General features: G+C 42.0%; 16 protein-coding genes. 10 read left to right on the forward strand and 6 right to left on the reverse strand.

The genetic code is table 11. From position 1 onward, the window contains the following. The first annotated feature begins 478 nt into the window (after positions 1–478). From rpe to ACEN82_RS08370, 3 genes are all read left to right on the forward strand, one after another. Positions 479–1129: a ribulose-phosphate 3-epimerase gene (gene rpe / locus ACEN82_RS08360; RefSeq protein WP_413323193.1), complete on the forward strand. Its 651-nt coding sequence runs from the start codon at positions 479–481 to the stop codon at positions 1127–1129. Positions 1130–1331: 202 nt separating this feature from the next. Further along, positions 1332–2399, forward strand: coding sequence for a 3-phosphoserine/phosphohydroxythreonine transaminase (serC, locus tag ACEN82_RS08365; RefSeq protein WP_188832563.1), 1068 nt, complete (start codon positions 1332–1334; stop codon positions 2397–2399). A 109-nt stretch (positions 2400–2508) separates the two neighbouring features. Next, a complete protein-coding gene (locus ACEN82_RS08370) occupies positions 2509–3462 on the forward strand; it encodes a D-2-hydroxyacid dehydrogenase (RefSeq protein WP_413319069.1) in 954 nt (317 codons plus the stop codon). 247 nt (positions 3463–3709) lie between these two features. Here ACEN82_RS08370 and ACEN82_RS08375 read toward each other — a convergent pair whose 3' ends face one another. From ACEN82_RS08375 to ACEN82_RS08390, 4 genes are all read right to left on the reverse strand, one after another. Further along, on the reverse strand, positions 3710–5110 hold the full coding sequence (locus tag ACEN82_RS08375) for an MBL fold metallo-hydrolase (RefSeq protein WP_413319067.1): 1401 nt from the start codon (positions 5108–5110) through the stop codon (positions 3710–3712). 164 nt (positions 5111–5274) lie between these two features. Further along, entirely contained in the window at positions 5275–7107 is a 1833-nt protein-coding gene (locus ACEN82_RS08380) for an ABC transporter ATP-binding protein (RefSeq protein WP_413319065.1), read from the reverse strand. Positions 7108–7137: 30 nt separating this feature from the next. After that, positions 7138–7665 carry a hypothetical protein gene (locus tag ACEN82_RS08385; RefSeq protein WP_413319063.1) on the reverse strand — a complete coding sequence of 176 codons (528 nt, stop codon included), beginning with the start codon at positions 7663–7665 and terminating at the stop codon, positions 7138–7140. A 13-nt stretch (positions 7666–7678) separates the two neighbouring features. Then, entirely contained in the window at positions 7679–8455 is a 777-nt protein-coding gene (locus tag ACEN82_RS08390) for an SAM hydrolase/SAM-dependent halogenase family protein (protein WP_090527124.1), read from the reverse strand. A gap of 102 nt (positions 8456–8557) precedes the next feature. Here ACEN82_RS08390 and ACEN82_RS08395 point away from each other — a divergent pair, with 102 nt between their 5' ends. The 4 genes from ACEN82_RS08395 (at position 8558) to ACEN82_RS08410 (ending at position 11920) form a co-directional block, all read left to right on the forward strand. Then, positions 8558–9520: a PhoH family protein gene (locus ACEN82_RS08395; RefSeq protein WP_090527126.1), complete on the forward strand. Its 963-nt coding sequence runs from the start codon at positions 8558–8560 to the stop codon at positions 9518–9520. 90 nt (positions 9521–9610) lie between these two features. After that, on the forward strand, positions 9611–10555 hold the full coding sequence (locus ACEN82_RS08400; RefSeq protein ID WP_413319060.1) for a phosphoribosylaminoimidazolesuccinocarboxamide synthase: 945 nt from the start codon (positions 9611–9613) through the stop codon (positions 10553–10555). 50 nt (positions 10556–10605) lie between these two features. Beyond that, a complete protein-coding gene (locus ACEN82_RS08405) occupies positions 10606–10983 on the forward strand; it encodes an STAS domain-containing protein (protein ID WP_090527130.1) in 378 nt (125 codons plus the stop codon). A 22-nt stretch (positions 10984–11005) separates the two neighbouring features. Next, positions 11006–11920 carry a ribonuclease Z gene (locus ACEN82_RS08410; protein ID WP_129571694.1) on the forward strand — a complete coding sequence of 305 codons (915 nt, stop codon included), beginning with the start codon at positions 11006–11008 and terminating at the stop codon, positions 11918–11920. Positions 11921–12039: 119 nt separating this feature from the next. Here ACEN82_RS08410 and ACEN82_RS08415 read toward each other — a convergent pair whose 3' ends face one another. Together ACEN82_RS08415 and ACEN82_RS08420 are read right to left on the reverse strand one after the other, a co-directional pair. After that, entirely contained in the window at positions 12040–12984 is a 945-nt protein-coding gene (locus tag ACEN82_RS08415; protein WP_090527134.1) for an MlaD family protein, read from the reverse strand. A 112-nt stretch (positions 12985–13096) separates the two neighbouring features. Then, a complete protein-coding gene (locus tag ACEN82_RS08420; RefSeq protein WP_090527135.1) occupies positions 13097–14029 on the reverse strand; it encodes an N-acetylmuramoyl-L-alanine amidase family protein in 933 nt (310 codons plus the stop codon). Between the two features lie 52 nt (positions 14030–14081). Between ACEN82_RS08420 and ACEN82_RS08425 the strand changes: the two genes are divergently transcribed. The 3 genes from ACEN82_RS08425 to ACEN82_RS08435 are packed head-to-tail and all read left to right on the forward strand — an operon-like array spanning position 14082 to position 19664. After that, positions 14082–16823 carry a putative LPS assembly protein LptD gene (locus ACEN82_RS08425; RefSeq protein ID WP_413319057.1) on the forward strand — a complete coding sequence of 914 codons (2742 nt, stop codon included), beginning with the start codon at positions 14082–14084 and terminating at the stop codon, positions 16821–16823. Between the two features lie 8 nt (positions 16824–16831). Continuing rightward, positions 16832–18079, forward strand: a complete 1248-nt coding sequence (locus ACEN82_RS08430; RefSeq protein WP_413319055.1) for a competence/damage-inducible protein A — start codon at positions 16832–16834, stop codon at positions 18077–18079. Positions 18080–18122: 43 nt separating this feature from the next. Continuing rightward, positions 18123–19664, forward strand: coding sequence for a dihydrolipoamide acetyltransferase family protein (locus tag ACEN82_RS08435; protein ID WP_413319053.1), 1542 nt, complete (start codon positions 18123–18125; stop codon positions 19662–19664). The last annotated feature ends 158 nt before the right edge of the window (positions 19665–19822 follow it).

A 19822-nucleotide genomic window follows, 5' to 3' on the forward strand; every position in this document is an offset into this window, starting at 1 on the left:
AAATGTTAAGCGTGGACGCTTAACATGATATGGGTTCAAGCGGAGGACGCTTGAACCTACGAAGAGCTTTAGCTAAATTAACTTCATTTTTTGGTGGCTCCGTTCTGTCAGTACTTTTTGGCTAATTTTAAGTTTGAGCAAAAAATCTAGAAAAACAACCAAAAAATCACCAAAAAACAGCGGGAATAAAGCGCTATTTGAAATGCATGTTTTTTATTCTTAAAAGTTTTATTCATTGATTATCAGTTATTAGTGGTGTTTCGGGCGGTGTATTAAATTATTGATTTTCAGCTTGTTTTATTTTTAAGGTGTTTCGTGTTTTTATACTCAAAAAATGGAACAGTTAAAAAACGTCGTCTGCATGATTTCATTTTTTTATGGAGAATGGCGATTTTGGGACAGGCTCTTTTTTACAATTCTCCCATAAAAATAATTATACTATCAGTCCCATAGATTACCCGCTTTTATATATTTGCATATGAATCACCTCATAGCACCATCTATCTTAGCGGCCGATTTTGCCAACCTGCAACGCGATATCGAAATGATCAACAATAGCGAAGCCGACTGGATCCACGTTGATATTATGGATGGCATGTTTGTTCCAAATATCTCCTTCGGTTTCCCGGTTGTAAGCGCGGTAAAAAAACACGCGACTAAGCCGCTTGACGTACACCTGATGATAGTCGACCCGGATCGTTACCTGAAAGCGTTTAAAGACGCGGGTGCTGATAGCATTACCGTGCACCAGGAAGCTTGTCCGCATTTGCACCGTACTGTTCAGGTAATTAAACAATTGGGTTGCAAAGCCGCAGTTGCTATTAACCCGGCAACGCCTATTTTTTTATTGGAGGATATTGTTGCTGATCTGGATATGGTTTTGATCATGTCAGTTAACCCCGGCTTTGGCGGACAGCATTTTATTGAAAATACCTATAAAAAGATCAAAGAACTCCGGACACTAAGTGCCGAAAAAAATCCTGGGCTGTTAATTGAGATTGACGGTGGGGTGGATGCCAACAATATCACCAAACTGATAGAAGCAGGAGCAAATGTGTTTGTTGCAGGCACTTCCGTGTTCTCGTCGGCCAACCAGGTGGCCGCAATTTCAAAACTCAAACATCCCTAAAAGTTATTATAATGATAATAATTAAACCTGCCCTGTGGGGTTAGTTTAATTATTTGCAATCAAAAGCCCGTTTGTTGATTAATTGTATATTTTTTCAAAAAATGTAAATAATGTCTATATATTTTGTCAAATTAATTAACTTCGGCCCAACAAAATACAAACTTCCTAATAGTGTATTTAGAACCTACAATTCGTTAATATTATGAAACATAATTTTGGTGCCGGACCTGGCATTCTACCACACGAAGTTTTAAAGCAAGCTTCAGAAGCAGTTATTGATTTTAATGGTACTGGACTCTCTTTGCTTGAAATTTCGCACCGATCAAAAGAGTTTGAGGCCGTTTTAGACGAAGCTGTTAGCCTGGTAAAAGAATTGTTCAACGTTCCTGAAGGTTATTCGGTATTGTTTCTGCAAGGCGGCGCCAGCACCCAATTTGCTTTGGCTCCTTACAACCTGTTACCAGAAGGCGGCAAAGCTGCTTATGTGGAAACCGGTGTTTGGGCTAACAAAGCTTTAAAAGAAGCCAAATATTTTGGCGAAGTACAAATTGTAGCTTCATCAAAAGAGGCCAACTTTACTTACATCCCTAAGGATTTTGAAATCCCGGCTGATGCTGCTTATATTCACATTACTTCTAACAATACCATTTACGGTACGCAGTTACAGGAGTTCTTTAAATCGCCAATTCCGGTGGTTTGCGATATGTCGTCAGATATTTTCAGCCGCGTGGTTAACGTTGCCGATTTTGGTTTGATTTATGCCGGTGCTCAGAAAAATATGGGTCCTGCAGGTGTTACTTTGGTTATTGTTAAGGATGACCTGCTTGGTAAAACCGGTCGCAAAATCCCTGCAATGTTCAACTACCAAACTCAAATTGAAGGTGGTTCAATGTATAATACCCCACCGGTATTTGCTATCTACGTATCAATGCTTACCCTTAAATGGTTAAAAGCAAAAGGCGGCGTGCCGGCAATTGAGCAGGAAAACATTACCAAAGCACGTGTGCTTTACGAAGAAATTGACCGCAACCCATTGTTCAAAGCAGTGGCCGCCGTTGAAGACCGTTCAAAAATGAACGTTTGCTTCGTAATGGAAAATCCTGAATTGGAAAAACCATTCCTGAAACTTGCTGAAGAACGCGGTATAGTAGGTATCAAAGGCCATAGGAGCGTAGGTGGTTTCCGCGCCTCAATTTACAACGCATTACCAATAAGCAGCATCTATGTGCTGATTGACGTAATGCAGGAATTTGCTGAAAAGAATAAGTAGCCCCCTAACCCCCTAAAGGGGGAACAACAATTTTAAATAATTACCCCCGGCCTTAAAGATGTGGAATAATCACTCCCCCTTTAGGGGGCCGGGGGGCAAAACTTTAGACATGATCAAAATATTAGCTAATGACGGTATCGACCCGATAGGTAAAAAAATGCTGGAAGATGCCGGCTTTTTCGTTGATACCAACAATATCCCACAGGACGAGCTTCCTGAAAAATTGAAAAACTATGATGCTATTACCGTACGTAGCGCTACTAAAGTACGTAAGGCATTAATCGACGCTACACCTAACCTGAAACTGATCGGTCGCGGTGGTGTAGGTGTTGATAATATTGACGTTGACTATGCCAAAGAAAAAGGTATCGGTGTTTACAATACCCCGGCATCATCTTCATTATCAGTTGCTGAACTTGTATTTGCCAGCTTATTTGGTTCAGTACGTTTTTTACCTGATAGCAACCGCAAAATGCCGGTTGATGGCGGTACTAAATTTAACGACCTGAAAAAAGCTTATGCTAAAGGCGTTGAGCTTCGCGGTAAAACTTTAGGTATCGTAGGTTTTGGTCGTATCGGCAGGGAAGTAGCTAAAATAGCTATCGGTGTTGGTATGGATGTTTTAGCTTACGACCTTTTTGATTTTAACCCCGAGTTGGATCTTGTTTTAGGCGGTGGTATCACTGTTAAAGCATCTGTTAAAAAATCTACTCTTGATGAGATCATCACTACTGCAGATTTCATTACCCTGCACACTCCATTTATAGACAAAGCTCTTTTTGGTGCTGAGGAATTGGCTAAAACTAAAAAAGGTGTTGGCCTGGTAAATATCTCACGCGGTGGTTTAATTGATGAACTTGCTTTGGTTGACGCTTTAAACAGCGGCCAGGTTTCATTTGCAGCACTTGACGTGTTCGACAATGAGCCAACCCCTCGTGCTGAGATCTTAACCCATCCAAAAATTTCCCTGACCCCACACATTGGTGCTGCTACCAGTGAGGCCCAGGAAAGGATCGGTGTTGAGCTTGCAAGCTTGATTATTGAGCATTTTAAAAAAGCATAACACGAATTTGCTCTAATTAGAGCGAATTACACGAATGCAAACTATAAAACAAACGGCACGAATTGATGAAATTCGTGCCGTTTGCTTTATATATCTTATGTAATTGCGGGCGTAGCACGGCAATCGCATGCTGTACAAGGTGGATAATCTTTCCGTTGCCGACCACCGCCGCGGGTTTAGCGCAGCGTAACCCGTGGCAGATATTACTTATAATTTGTGTAATTCGCTTTAATCCGGGGTCTTCGTGTTATATAATATACGAAACACCTTTCTCCGGTAAAGTCACTACATAACCTTCTTTCTCCAAGTCATCGGCCAATAGCTTCATACTTTCACCTTCGCCATGAACCAGGAATATGTGTTTGAGCTTTGCTTTATCAATGGCTTTTACGGTATTCATCAGGTCGTCGTGATCGCCGTGGGCGCTTAACACGTCGGTTTGTTTAATGGTAGCGTAAACGGCCAGTTCACGGTCTTTAATGTGGACTATAGAATCTCCCCGCAATAAACGATGGCCTAATGTTCCTTTGGCGCAATAGCCAATGAACAGGATAGTGGCATAATAGTTTTGAATGTTATAAAAAAGGTGGTCCTGGATGCGGCCACCCTCAAGCATCCCTGCGGATGAGATGATGATGCAGGGTTCCCAATAATTGGAGATCTGCCGGCTATCCTTTAGTGTTTCTACGTAAGTGAGGTTATCAAACTCAAATTCATCGCCACGTTTTTGGTAAAATTCCTGTGCTTCCTGGTTAACCTGATTATGGAATTTCCTGAATACTTCGGTAGCCTGGGTAGCCATCGGACTATCAACAAAAACTTTAACCGGCGGCAGTAAACCAGTGCTAAAGATCTTGTTCAACATATAAACCAAAGATTGTGTACGCCCGATGCTGAATGCCGGGATAATTAAACGGCCCTGCTCTTTAATACACGCTTTTTCAATAACCTCTATCAGGGTTTGCTCAACGGATTTGTCCTTACTGTGGTAGCGGCCGCCATAAGTTGCTTCCGAAACCAGAAAATCAACAGGAGGGAGGGGCTGCGGATCATTCAAAACAGGGTAATTCTTCCTGCCAATATCACCTGTAAAAGCGATGGATTTTTCTTCGCCTTTATCATTTACTTTAAATACCGCTGCGGCCGCACCTAACAGGTGACCAACAGGTACTAAAGTTAGCTCGATATCGCCGGTGATCTTAAACGGTTTGTTGAATCCTATGGTAACGAAGCGCTCTACTGTGTCCATAACATGCTTTTGCATGTATAGGGGCTGTGAGTGGGTGTTAAATTTGCCTCTGCCGCGTTTATGGTGACCGCCCTTGCTTGCCGCTTTGCGCATGAATATGTTTACAGAATCGAGCAGCAATAATTCAGTCAGGTCTGCCGTGGGAGGGGTGCATAAGATCTGCCCCTCAAAACCTAGGCGGATCAGGGTAGGCAGGTTGCCCGAGTGGTCGATATGAGCGTGGGTAAGTACTACCACGTCAATGTCTTCGGGCCGAAAAGGAAAGTTTTCGTTAGATATGATACTGCGGTCCTTTTCATAATCAAGTCCACAATCCACTAAAATTTTATATTGTCCAACCTCGAGCAAATGCATGCTCCCGGTTACCTGCCGGGCCGCCCCGTGTATAGTTAGTTTCATTGTTATAAGTGATACCTGTGCTAAAGCGGGTATCGATAATTATATTACGTTGTAAGTAATCTTCAGTTTGTGAATATAACGGTTTACACCCGCTTTATTGCGAGTGTAAACGTATTAATGCTTTATAAGTTTAGTTATAAACCAATAAGTTTTAAGGAGTGTTACTAAGCCTGGTTGCTTTCAAACTGAAGCTGGCTTAAGTATTTATAAAGGCCTTGTTCGTTGCCAATAAGTTCCATATGGCTGCCGCTTTCTACTATATGGCCTTTTTCAAGTACGATGATCTTATCTGCTTCGCGAATAGTTGACAGACGGTGAGCTATGATGATCGACGTACGATCTTTCATTAATTCCTCAAGCGCCTCCTGTACAAGGCGTTCCGACTCAGAGTCTAACGATGATGTAGCCTCGTCAAGTATCAATATCGAAGGGTTTTTTAGCAATGCCCTGGCAATGGCGATCCGTTGCCTTTGTCCGCCTGAAAGTTTAACACCACGCTCACCCACAACGGTTTCATAGCCTTCTGGGAAGGAAGATATAAATTGATGGGCGTTAGCGCGTTTGGCAGCCTGGATGATATCTTCTTTTGAGGCATTTAAACGACCGTAGGCAATGTTTTCCATAATGGTGCCCCCAAACAACAATACATCCTGCGGAACAATGGCTACCTGGTTACGGATATCGGTAAGAGAATAGTTATCTGCTGGCTTGCCATCAAATAAGATGTTGCCGTTTTGTGGGTGATAAAACTGCAGGATTAATGAAGCCATGGTTGATTTTCCCGAACCGCTTGGCCCAACAATAGCAACACGCTGCCCTGCATCAGCATTAAAAGAAATGCCTTTTAATACAGTTATTTCCTGCCGTGAAGGGTATGCAAATACCACATTGTCAAAAGCAAGGTCGCCTTTAATGGGTTGTTTAATGCCATTTTCGCTTTCAATAATCGAAATATCTTCGCCCTGTTCGTGAAGGATTTCCAGTACACGTTCGCTGGCGCCAACCGCTTTTTGCAAATTGGCGTACAGATCTGGAAAGCTACCCATAGCGGCGCCTACAAATATCGAGTACATGATAAAAGTAGTAAGGTCGCCAACATATATTTCATGATTGGCCACCAATACCGAGCCGTACCAGATTACACCAACAAAGGTGCCGAACAAGCAGAATACGATGAATGAGGCAAAGGTACCCCTGAATTTTGCACCCCTAACAGCGATGTTAACCACCTTGCGCAGAATTTTATCGTAACGATTAGCCTCGTAAGCTTCGTTAACAAAAGCTTTTACGTTGGCAATGCCTTGCAGTGTTTCCTCAACTATGGTATTTGATTCGGCTAATTTGTCCTGCGCCTCACGTGATAGCTTACGGATATACCTTCCGAAGAATACAGCGAATGCAACCAGGAATGGCAATATAGCTAATAGCGCAAATGTAAGTTTGATAGACACGATGGCCAGTAAGGTAGTGCTGCCTATCATGATCACCAACTGGCGGATCATTTCGGCAAAAGTGGTGGTCAACGTATCCTGGATTTGGGAAAGATCGGCAGAGATACGGCTGTTCAATTCACCAACCCTGCGGTTGGCAAAAAAGTTCATGGGTAGGGTAATGAGCTTAAAATAGGTATCACGCCTGATGTCGGCTAAAGATTTTTCGGCCACCTGCACAAACCAAACCACCCTAAAAAAAGACACAAAAGCCTGTGCAAATAATATAATAAAACCCATGATGGCAATGGCATTTAAGCCATGCGGCAGGTACTTGTATTTATAAATGCCTTGTGCTGCATCAATCAATGCGCCCAGAATGGCGGGGAATGCCAAGCCTACCAGGCTTGACAGAAATAGGAAAACTAATCCGGCTATGAATTTAACCCGGTAAGGTTTTAAGTAAGTGAGCAGTTTAGCTACGTTGCGCAGGCTGCTCCGGTTTATTTTTGCTTTAGGTAATTCTGCTTCGGCCTTGCTGCCACTGTTCAGTCGTCCTCTTGCCATGTATGCGTTTGAATGTTATAAGCCGCGAATTTACGCTTTAACACGGTTCTTTTTAACAAGCAGAAATAAAATTGACGCAATCATGAAAAGTATCACTACTACAAATATGTTTTGCCGGGTTTTGAAGTGTTCTTCTGAATTGTTTAACTGTTGTTTAAGATGCGCATTTTGTTGCCTTAACCTGTTAATTACCTGTATATAACCGGCAGCTGTAGTTTCTGCCTCCTTGCTGTGACTTTGGATCCGTCTTTGCTGAAAATCACGGTATTCAAGCAGGATCTTGAGCTCTTTAAAAATTGCATCGTCTGTTTTGGCGATATCCATCAGGATACCGGCCGAACGTCGGACATCACCTTTGGTTTGAAAGCCGAAAATGCCGGTATGCTGGCCAAGGCTTTGGTCATATTGCCCGAATTTTTGTTTACGGGCCGCCAGCATATTATTTATTTTTTTACGCTGAAGCTGGTAAGCTACAGAATCGGAGTTAACAGGGCTTTGGGCCGATGCCCAACCGGTTGTTATCAAGCAAAATAAAAAAAGCAGTACAGTTTTTTTCATTTATATAAATACCTTATTGAAATTCAATAATCACCTTATCATTCAGGTTCAGGCCCAGAAGGCCACTTGCATTGCCTTTATTTATGGCAATTTCCAAATGGTCGCTGATACCAAACAAACAAAGTTTTTCGCCAACGGGTACTTCATTATAATGCCAGCTTAAATGGTTTATGGTTTCGTTGCGCTTAAAATTGAGCACAAAACGCCTGCCTTGCTGCACACTGTTAAAAAACTCCTTGGTTATATTGGTTATCACATTCTGAAATGAATCGATATAAATTACAACACCCTTGATCATGTTTTTTTCAATAACAGGCTGCAAATTCATTTTGTTTTCAATATCGCTCACCGGCAGGCCTATTTCATCCAGTTTGCCGCCTTTGGCTAAATGGCAGGCCGTTTTAACAAAGATATCGGCCAGTGGGAAGTGAAGGAATTTAAGGTCCTGCATAATGTTGATCTCAACTATCTCTTCGGGTTCCTGGTCAAACATCAGCGAAAAAATACCGTTATCAGCCCCCACAAAGTAGTGCTTTTTGTAGCGGACAGCGAGGTATTTGGTATGGTCATTATAAACGGTATCAATACCGATAAGGTGTACGGTATCTTCCGGGAAATAATGAAAGCTGTTTTTAAGTATAAAAGCGGCCTGCTGTACATTAAAGGCCGCAACACTGTTGGTAATATCAACAATATTTACTGTAGGCAACAATTTGTAGATACTGCCTTTTAACGCAGCCTGGTAAATATCTTTATCGCCTAAATCAGTAGTTAATGTTATAATTGCCATTAATTTTATAAATATTTATTGCTAATCTTGTAGTAGCATTTGAAGCTACAAATATTCAATTTTTAATTCATAAAAATCCGTAACTAAAAAATCAAATTAGTATTGAACGAACTTAAGCTATCAATTGAAAACGTAAACCCCGCGGTACTGTGGGGGCCTAATAATGATCATTTTGAGATCATTAAGAAACAATACCCCAAGCTTAAAATAGTTGCCCGCGGCAGTGAAGTGAAGGTTTTGGGCGATGATAACGAACTGAATATTTTCCAGGAAAAATTTTCCCATCTGATAAATCATGTTGAGAAATTTGAAAATCTCAACATAACTGATCTCGAGCGGATCCTTGGTTCGAAGGTTAATAATGCCGCTACATCTGAACCTGTTACTGCCGATAAATTTGCAAGCGGCGAAGTGATAGTATTTGGACCTAATGGTGTAATGGTTAAGGCGCGTACCACCAATCAGCGCCGCATGGTTGATAGTATTAACAAAAGCGATATCCTTTTTGCAATCGGGCCTGCGGGTACCGGTAAAACGTATACCGCGGTGGCATTGGCCGTAAGGGCACTTAAAAACAAAGAGATTAAACGCATTATACTAACCCGCCCGGCGGTTGAAGCAGGGGAGAACCTTGGTTTTTTACCGGGCGACCTTAAAGAAAAGATCGACCCATACCTGAGGCCTTTATATGATGCGCTTGATGATATGATCCCGGCCGAAAAACTGAAGGTTTACCTGGAGAACCGCACCATTGAGATTGCACCGCTGGCCTTTATGCGCGGCCGTACCCTTGATAACTGTTTTGTTATTTTGGACGAAGCCCAGAATGCCACCGATATGCAGCTTAAGATGTTCCTGACACGTATGGGGCCATCAGCTAAATTTATTGTAACCGGCGACGTAACACAGATTGATTTGCCAAAAAAACAACAATCCGGCCTGCACACTGCTTTAAGGATCCTGACCGATATCAAAGGTATCGAGATAGTATACTTGAGCGGCGAAGACGTAGTAAGGCATAAATTAGTACGTAAGATATTAGAAGCTTACGGGGATATACAGTAATTTAAGTTTAGTTCATAGTTCATAGTTGATGGTTCATGGTAATAATGCAAATCGGCTATGAACTATGAACCATCAACCATGAACTAAACAATGAACTCAATAAAAGAAACACATTTCAGCTTTCCGGGGCAAACGGCTTTTTACAAAGGGAAAGTACGCGATGTTTATACGATAGATAATAAATACCTGGCCATGGTTGTTACCGACCGGATTTCGGCCTTTGATGTTGTATTACCTGAAGCTATTCCGTTTAAAGGACAGGTGCTTAACCAGATAGCAGCCCGTTTTTTAAAGGCTACAGCCGATATTGTTCCGAACTGGGTTATTTCTGTTCCGGACCCAAGTGTTACCATTGGTCGTATTTGCGAGCCGTTTAAGGTAGAGATGGTGATCCGTGGTTACCTGGCCGGTCATGCTGCCCGCGAGTACGCTGCAGGCAGGCATCATGTATGTGGAGTGGCTTTGCCTGAAGGCTTAAAGGAGAATGACATACTGCCTCAACCTATCATTACGCCTACCACTAAAGCATCAGTAGGGCATGACGAAGATATTTCACGCGAGGAGATCCTGTTAAGAGGCATTGTATCGGAAGAAGATTATGTAAAGCTTGAGGCCTATACCCAGGCGCTATTTAAACGTGGTACCGAGATTGCAGCGAAACAAGGCTTAATATTGGTAGATACCAAATATGAGTTTGGTAAAGTTGATGGTCAGATTTACCTGATCGATGAGATCCACACGCCTGATTCTTCAAGATATTTTTATAAAGAAGGGTACGAGGAACGTCAGCAAAAAGGTGAGCCGCAGAAACAGCTTTCTAAAGAGTTTGTACGCAAATGGCTTATCGAAAATGGCTTCCAGGGTAAAGAGGGGCAAGTAGTGCCGGTTATGACCGAAGAGATTGTTAATTCGATATCTGAGCGTTATATAGAGCTTTACGAAAAGATTATTGGCGAGCCATTTGTTAAGCCTGCCGAAGGGAATGTATTAGCCCGCGTTGAAACAGCAATTAATAACGCGTTGAGCGTTATGTAATTTTAAAATATCCATAAAATATTTATCTTAGCTTATTAAATTTAATAAGAATGAAATTTACTGTAGATAAACATGAGAAATATATATTATTGAAACTTAATGAATCAAAATTAAATTCAATAGTAACGCCTCAGTTAAAATCAGAACTGATTTTGATCAATACAGAGGGGCAGCGCAACATCATTCTCGACTTGTCGCAGGTGAAATATGCCGATTCATCAGGCTTAAGCAGTTTGTTGGTTGGTCACCGCTTGTGTAAAAATGCTACGGGTTCATTTATTTTGGCGGGTTTAAATGACGCAGTTGCGCGTTTAATAACCATATCACAATTGGATAATGTATTAACCATTGTCCCAACCGCCGAAGAGGGTGTCGATCTTATTTTTATGGAAGAGATTGAAAAGGAATTAAAAAAGGAAGCAAGATAAACCATTTGATTGTTTACCTATTATGAAATTTGAGGTAACAATACTTGGCAGCAGCTCCGCAACCCCCATCTTTAACAGAAATCCTACTTCACAGGTGCTCAATATCAATGAGCGCCTGTATTTAATAGACTGCGGCGAAGGCACTCAGCAACAAATGCTCCGTTTTGATATCAAAGCCAGTCGCATTGATCATATTTTTATAAGTCATCTTCACGGCGATCATTATTTAGGCCTGGTTGGTTTATTATCATCCATGCACCTTAACGGTCGTAAAAAGGCGCTTAAACTGGTATGCCCCGTGCAGTTGAAAGAAATAATTGATCTGCAATTAAGATATTCAGATACCGAACTGCAATTCCCTGTTGAATATATATTTACCAATGCCCAACAAAGTGAAGTGGTGATCAATAATAGTGATGTTGTAGTTGAAACGATACCACTTGATCACCGCATTGCCTGTACCGGCTTTTTGTTTAAGGAAAAGAAAAGACTTCGTAAACTTATTAAGGAGAAAATAGAAAGTCTCGACATCCCGGTTGCTTATTATTCGGTATTGAAAAAAGGGGGGGATTATACTGATGAAAAAGGCAAAGTTTACAAAAATGAAGAGCTAACTATCGATTCGGCCGAGCCTAAAACCTATGCCTACTGCTCCGATACGATGTATAATGAAAACTATTTCGGCCAAATCGCCAACGCCACATTGCTTTATCACGAAGCTACTTTTTTAAATGATATGCTTGACAGGGCAGTTATAACCCATCACACTACCGCGTTGCAAGCCGGAGAGATAGCCCTGAAAACCAATGCTAAAAAACTGCTCATAGGCCATTTTTCGGCCCGTTATAAAACCCTGAATGAGTTACTTGATGAGGCTAAAATAAATTTCCCCTCAACTGAACTTGCAATTGAGGGGAAAACCTTTTTTATAGAGTAGGGAGCTTAAAGCTTAAAGCCGAAGGCTGAAAGCTTCTAAATTATCTAAAGTTTATTGATTAACTCCAGTAACTCCAGCATATAGCTTTAGGCTTTATGCGTTTTGCTTTCGGCTTTTCCTTAATCCTTTTTACCGCCAAATACCGAGAAGCTCACATAACGTTTTGGATGTGCCTTCAGATCAATAAACAGGTTATTGAGGTTGTTTGATGCATCTGTAAGGTTTTTGTACATTTTATCGTCATTAAGCAAAAGGCCCAAAGAACCCTGACCGGAGTTGATTTTGGCAATAGTTGCCTGCAAATCGGCCATAGCTTTATTTGCATTATCAAGTGTTTGTTTCAGGTTAGCAGCAGCAACGTCATTACTTACTTTTTCAAAGTTAGCTGTCATTCCGTTTAGGTGTGCTGTGCTTGTCTTTAAGCTGCCTGATACTTCCTCGGCATTGGTAAGTATGGCGTCGATATGTCCGGTTTGTGAACCTACCAGGTGGTCTATTTTTTTGGTAGTGCCTTCAAGCGTTTGCAATGAGTTCGCAATGCTCATGAAACTGCGGTCAATGTTTTTCTGAAAGTTAGGATTCAGGATCTTGTTAACAGCGCTCAGTGACGAATCGAGTTTAGACATCAGCATCTCTGCCTTTTTTTGTATGGGCTGCAGGCTTTCCGCAAGGCTGCCCTGGATATCGGCTTTAAGTGTATCCTGGTCTTCGGCTGGCACATTGCTGTTACCTAACTCAAAAACAATGGCTTTACTGCCCAGCAGATCGGTACTTTCAAGCTTGGCGAGGGTGTTTTTAGGCACAACCACATCTGGCTCAATTTTAAATTCAACCACGGTACGCCCGTCTGGCTGAAGCTTCATTTTAGAGATGCGGCCTATCTGGTAACCATTTACCAATACTGGTTTTGAAACGGTTAAACCTTCAACGCTGTTATAAATAGCATAGTATTTATTTGATCCTGAAAAAACATCATTACCGCGTAAATAACTGTAACCTAATATGAGTATGGTAATTGCTATTGCCGTAAGTGCACCAATTTTGGTTTCGTTAGAGATTTTCATTAAGTAGAGTTTATGCGTTAATTGTGTTTAAGGCTATAAACCTGCAACCAGGCTTATATGTTTTATGATGTACGTTTTATTTACAAGGAAGGTAACAGTTTGGCTTTTATAATTATTGCGAAATCTGTTCCATCTCTTTTTTATAGGTTGTTAATGCACGGATAATTGAAGCTACAATCTCATTTTGTCCTTCTTCTGAATTAAGGTACTTTTCATCGTCGGGGTTATTGATGTAGCCGGTTTCAACCAATACTGATGGCATTGCGCTGTGGCAAAGTACGTAAATGCCCTGCTCCCTGATCCCTTCGCTACGCCTTCCATCGGTATCAACAAACTCGCCGTTAATTAAAGTAGCCAGCTTGATACTTTGCTGCCTGAACTTTCTCTTATACTCGTTTGTTAAAATAATGGTCATGGGGTCGTTAGGGTCCAGTGCGCCACCGTCGAGTTCGGTCTCTTCGCCAACCTGATTTTTTTGAATGGCGTTTTCCTCTTCGCGGGTACGGTGTAAACCATAAACTAAAATCAGTACGCCTTTGCCCGACCTGTCCGGAACCCTAACGGTACGGTATACCGCTTTATGACGTTTGGTGCCAACCTTTTCGCGAATTGTTCTGTCGGATAGCGAATTGCAATGCAGGGAAATGAAGAGCTGCCCTTTGTTTTCATTGGCTATTTCAGCCCTGCGTTCAAACGAAACATCATCTTCGGTAGTACGGGTCATTACAGCTTTAACACCGCTTAATTCTTTTTCTATAGCGGCTTGCAATTTAAAGCCGATAGCCAGCGTTACATTCCTTTCTGACGAATAAGAGCCCGATGCACCGTGTGAATAATGACCTGTAGAGGCTGATGGTTTACCACCATGCCCGGGGTCGATAATAATGGTTTTAATCTTAAAACCGGTACTGTTGACAACAGTGTCTGTTTGACGAGGACGACTATTGGTTAAAATAGAACTGTATGATTTAAAGGGAAAAAATGAAAGGAGAACCAGCAACACCCACAAACTATAAATCAATCTTTTCAATGCCTTATTTTTCATTATTTTTGAACGCTGTTAACTATATCTGCAAAAATACTATTCATAATCAATTTTGAAATTCATAACCTTTTTTTTTCTGCTTGCAATTATATTAATAGTAAACGGACTTGCTGCTAATGCCGGCACTGTTTTAAATAACAGCCATGGCAGGAGGCCTTTAACCGATACCATCATCAAACTTGATTCGCTTCGTGATAAGAAACTTCTTAAAGGTAAACAATCCGGCTCAATAACGCCGTTGAGAAACGGTAAGCCGGTAAATTCTTTACCTGCAAATGATACCACTAAAAAGAATAAAGGCGGTCTGCAATCAGAAGTAAAGGCAACTGCCGAGGACTCGACCCACTCAGACCGGGAGCACCAGGTTACCTATTTTTACGGCAAGGCCCGTGTAACCTATGAAGATTTTGAGCTTGACGCAGACTATATCAGGGTTGATGATAAAAACCACCTCATATTTGCACGGGGAAGCATTGACCCGCGTACACACCAATATGTCCGCAGGCCTATTATGAAGCAAAAAACGGATAAGCCCGTAGCATCTGATTCGCTGATTTTTAATTATCAAACAAAAAAAGTAAAGATATATAATCCTGCATCCGAGCAGGAAGGCAACTTTATTTCGGGCGGGCAGGCAAAAAAACTCAATGACGATGAGGTTGCATACCGTAACGTTATTTTCAGTACCTGCGATTTGCCTTACCCAGATACACACTTTGGTATAGTGATTACACGTGGCATCGGCGAAAAGAAACGCATTATATCCGGGCCCGCTTACCTGGAGATTGAAGGGGTCCCCTTACCGCTTGCCATTCCTTTCGGTTTTTTCCCTAAGCCGGATACCAGGACATCAGGTGTTATTTTGCCAACTTTTGGTGAGGACAACACCCTGGGTTTCTATTTAAAAGGGCTTGGATACTATATTGGTATAAGTGATTATGTTGATTTGACTACCACCGGGTCTATCTACTCAAAAGGCTCGTATGAACTAAGCAGCACGGCACGATATCTTAAACGTTATAAATATACAGGCAACGTTACGCTAAGCTTCGGCTCGCATAACTATGGCCTTGAGGGCGACCCGGCCACTAAAGACGCGCATATTTATTGGTCGCACGTGCAGGATGCCAATGCTAATCCCGGTTCAACTTTCAGTGCTTCGGTTGATGCAGGTACTTCCGGTTTTTTTAGGAACACGCCATCGGCAAGTAACTATAATGTTAACTCCATTGCTCAAAGTAGTTTACGCTCAAGTATCGCTTATGGTAAAACCTGGGCAGGTACACCGTTTAACTTAAGTGTAGGCATTTCGCATAGCCAGGATATAGCCCGTAAAACGGTGAATATCGAGTTGCCCACTATTGCCTTCGGTATGTCGTCAATAAACCCATTCGACTCTAAAAACAGGGTTGGCGAACAAAAATGGTATCAAAAAATTACCGTGAGCTATAATTTGGTAGGTACCAACAAGCTTAACGATATACCCGAGTCCCAATTATTTAAAGGCGAAACTTTATCAAAACGGTTACAAAATGGTTTTCAGCATACCATCCCGGTTAGTTTGGGCTTAAACGTATTAAAGTACTTTCAGTTTAATAACAGTGTTAACTATACCGAACGCTGGTATTTTCAAAGCATTAATGAAAGATTTGAAAGGGGAAGCATTGCCGGTTCAAATCAGTTAATTATTGATACTATACCTGGGTTTAAGCGTGCCGGGGAGTATAGCATCAGTACAGGTATATCAACTAAATTGTACGGTACCATAAACTTTAAACATGGTAACCTGAAAGCAATTAGGCACGTGGCAACTCCGTCAATAAGTTTTAGCTATCGTCCCGACTTCAGCGACCCAAGCTTTGGCTATTACAAAACAGCTGTTAGTACAGCCACGGTTCCTTATCCGTATACCTATCAAAAATATTCTATTTTCCAGAACGGAGTTTACGGCGGCCCCTCAGCAGGTAAGCAGGCGGGTTTAAACTTTTCGGTAGATAACACGATAGAAGCTAAGGTAAAAGCTAAAAGCACGGATACATCAGGCACCGACCGAAAAATTATGATTTTACAAGGTTTGTCGTTCTCCACCTTTTATAATTTTGCAGCCGACTCAATGAAACTTTCTGATATTTCATTTTCGGGGCATACCGCTATTTTTAATCAAAAATTAAGTATCAGTTTTTCCGGAGTGTTTAGCCCATATGTAACCAAGGTAAGCGATTCAATCTCCAATAATCAGATTGTAAGAACAAGCCGTTACATAAACAGGTATGCCTGGCAGGACGGCAAATTCCCGACTTTAACAGGTTTGAACATCTCTATGGGGGGGAGTTTGAATTCAACCAAAGCAACTCCGGGGAATGCGGCCCTGAATACTATCGCAACCATGAATCCCACTCAGGCTCAGAGACTGGCCCTGGTAAACAGCGACCCGAATGCATACGTTGACTTTAATGTGCCGTGGAATATCTCGCTTAACTACAGTTTTAGCTATCAAAACTACTTAAACAACAAAACAACCAGTAATACGCTCCAAATTTCGGGCGATGTGAACCTTACGCAAAAGTGGAAGATCCAATACTCTACTACGTATGATATCAAGGCGGCTAAATTTGCAAGCGCTACCTCGTTTTCAATATACCGCGATTTGCATTGCTGGGATCTGGCCTTTCAATGGATCCCCTTCGGTGTATATAAAATGTATAACGTAACTTTAAAAGTGAAGGCTTCTATTTTGCAGGATTTGAAACTAAGCAAGAAAAGCGATTACAATCCACAATCATCTTTTTATTAATATAAATAATGCTGGCAGAAATAATAACCATCGGCGACGAGATACTTATCGGACAAATTGTTGATACCAATTCGGCCTGGATGGCTACCGAACTTAACAAGATAGGGATAAGGGTAAAGCAGATCTCATCAATAAGCGACGATAAAGAACATATCCTGAAGGCATTAGCCGAAGCAGCAAGCCGGGCCAGTATCATTTTTATTACCGGTGGACTTGGCCCTACAAAAGATGATATTACCAAAAAAACATTAGCTGAATACTTTGGTGTTGAACTTGTTGAAAACAAGGATGCATTTGCTAATGTAGAACGCATTTTTGCCAAATATAATCGCCCGTTACTGGAGATCAACAAACAGCAGGCGCTTGTACCAGCCAATTGCGAAGTTGTGCTTAATGAAAACGGCACTGCTCCGGGCATGTGGTTTAATCATAATGGGGTTATCTATATGTCGATGCCGGGTGTGCCGTTTGAGATGATGTACATGATGGAAGGGCAGGTATTGCCTAAAATTAAGGCTACCTTAAAGCTTCCGGTGATCATTCATAAAACGTTGCTAACCGTTGGCGAGGGTGAATCATTTTTGGCCGAACGGATTGCGGATATCGAAAATGACCTGCCATCGCATATTAAACTGGCCTACCTGCCCAAGTTAGGCCAGGTGCGTTTACGATTAAGCGCTTTTGGCGAAGATGAAGCTGCTTTGCAAAAAGAAGTTGATGCATTTGCTGCCAGGTTTATTGAGCGCATAGGTTCACCGTTTGTAATTGATCAGGATATCCCGCTTGAAAAGGCCATACTTGACAGGATGGAAGAAAGCGGCCTTACTTTATCAGTAGCCGAAAGCTGTACCGGCGGTTATCTTTCGCACTTGTTTACCCAACATCCGGGGTCATCGCAGGTGTTTTTAGGCGGAGCTGTATCCTACTCATATGAGTTAAAGGAGAGTATTTTGGGCGTAAAAAACGAAACTTTGTGGCAGCATGGAGCCGTTAGTGAAGAAACCGTAAAAGAAATGGTAGAGGGGGCACTGTTAAATTTCAAGTCGGATTTGGCCGTAGCTATAACCGGCGTGGCCGGACCGGGGGGCGGTACGGAAGATAAACCCGTTGGTACTGTGTGGATTGCAGTTGCCGCAAAAGAGAAATCATTAATAAAAAAATATACATTTGGCAGTAAACGCAGGCAAAACATTGAGCGAAGTGCTGTAATGGCCCTGTCAATGTTGAATACTTTGCTTACTGAAATTAAAAAGTAAAGATTTAAATACATAATTTTGGGGTTAAACTATATTCTACTGTATGGCCAGATACCAGCTGTTATTGCCAAAAATGGGAGAGAGCGTTGCTGAGGCAACCGTTATCAAATGGGTTAAAAATCCGGGTGATAAGGTAAATGCCGATGACGCGGTAATGGAAATCGCTACCGATAAAGTCGATTCTGATGTACCTTCGCCTGTTGCAGGTAAGTTAGTTGAACAACTGTATAAAGAAAATGATGTTGTACAGGTAGGTGCGGTTATAGCTATCATTGAAACTGATGAAGCTGAAACTGCCCCGGTAGTTGCCCAGCCTGAAGAGGTTGCGCCACAACCTTCCGAAGAACCAAAAATAGCAGACTCAACTTATCACGAAACTGTTCCGACTAAAGAAGTTGAAAAAACTCCTGAACCGGAACTGAGCGAAATTCAGGCGGAAAATTTATCGGATATTCCCGGGATTGATCAGCTTGAGCAAAAAAGCTCGCCTGCTGCTCCGGTATTTAAATCAGAAGGGCGTTTTTATTCGCCCCTTGTAAGAAATATTGCCACACAGGAAGGTATCAGTATCGGGGAGTTGGACAGCATCCCCGGGACGGGGTCGGATGGCCGTTTAACCAAAGACGACCTGCTGAACTATCTGCAGGCAAAAACTTCATCAGTTCCAAATACGCATCCGTCAGCTCATGTTGAGTCGTTTACTACTCGAACTGCCGGGCAACCTGTAAAAACAGCTGAGCCTGCTAAAGAAGCACGACCGGCTGCTGAACCGGCGCCGCAACCAATAATTACTGCGGCTCCAGAACCTGCAAAAACGGAAACGCCAAAAGCTGCCCCTGTTGAGCCGCAGCCTGCTCCGGCTGTTTCTGTATCCGGCAGTGATGAGATCATAGAGATGGACAGGATGCGCCGTTTGATTGCCGATCATATGGTGATGAGCAAACAAACATCGCCGCATGTTACCTCATTTGTTGAAGCCGATGTCACTAACCTGGTGTTATGGCGCGAAAAAGTAAAGAACAGCTTTGAAAAACGTGAAGGCGAAAAAATAACCTTTACGCCTATATTTATTGAGGCAGTAGCGAAAGCGATCAAGGATTTCCCAATGATCAATGTATCTGTTAACGGTACTCAGATTATTAAAAAAGCGGCAATCAACATCAGCATGGCTACGGCTTTACCAAACGGTAACCTGATTGTACCGGTAATTAAAAAAGCAGATGAGCTTAACCTTGTTGGTTTAACAAAAGCCGTTAATGACCTCGCGAACCGTGCACGCAACGGCAAGTTATTGCCCGATGATGTAAAAGAAGGCACATTTACCATTACCAACGTTGGCTCATTTGGTAACGTAATGGGTACACCGATAATCAACCAGCCACAGGTTGCCATTTTAGCTGTTGGCGCTATCAAGAAAAAACCGGCTGTTATTGAAACAAAAGAAGGCGATATGATCGCTATACGCCACATGATGTTCCTTTCATTATCATATGATCACCGCGTAGTAGATGGAGCTTTGGGTGGCTCGTTTGTAAGGCGTGTGGCCGATTATTTAGAGAAGTGGGACAGTAACAGGGAGGTATAAATTCTTAATTACATAAAAACATGACACGCCGGGCAAACTGTTCGGCGTGTCGTGTTTTTAGACCATGCGTTTCATTATTGACAAAATTGAATTTTAAATTTGTACTAATGAAGCACATAAATAACTACCACGGTCCAAAACCCCGTAAATGATGCTTA

The sequence above is a fragment of the Mucilaginibacter sp. Mucisp73 genome, assembly GCF_059491465.1.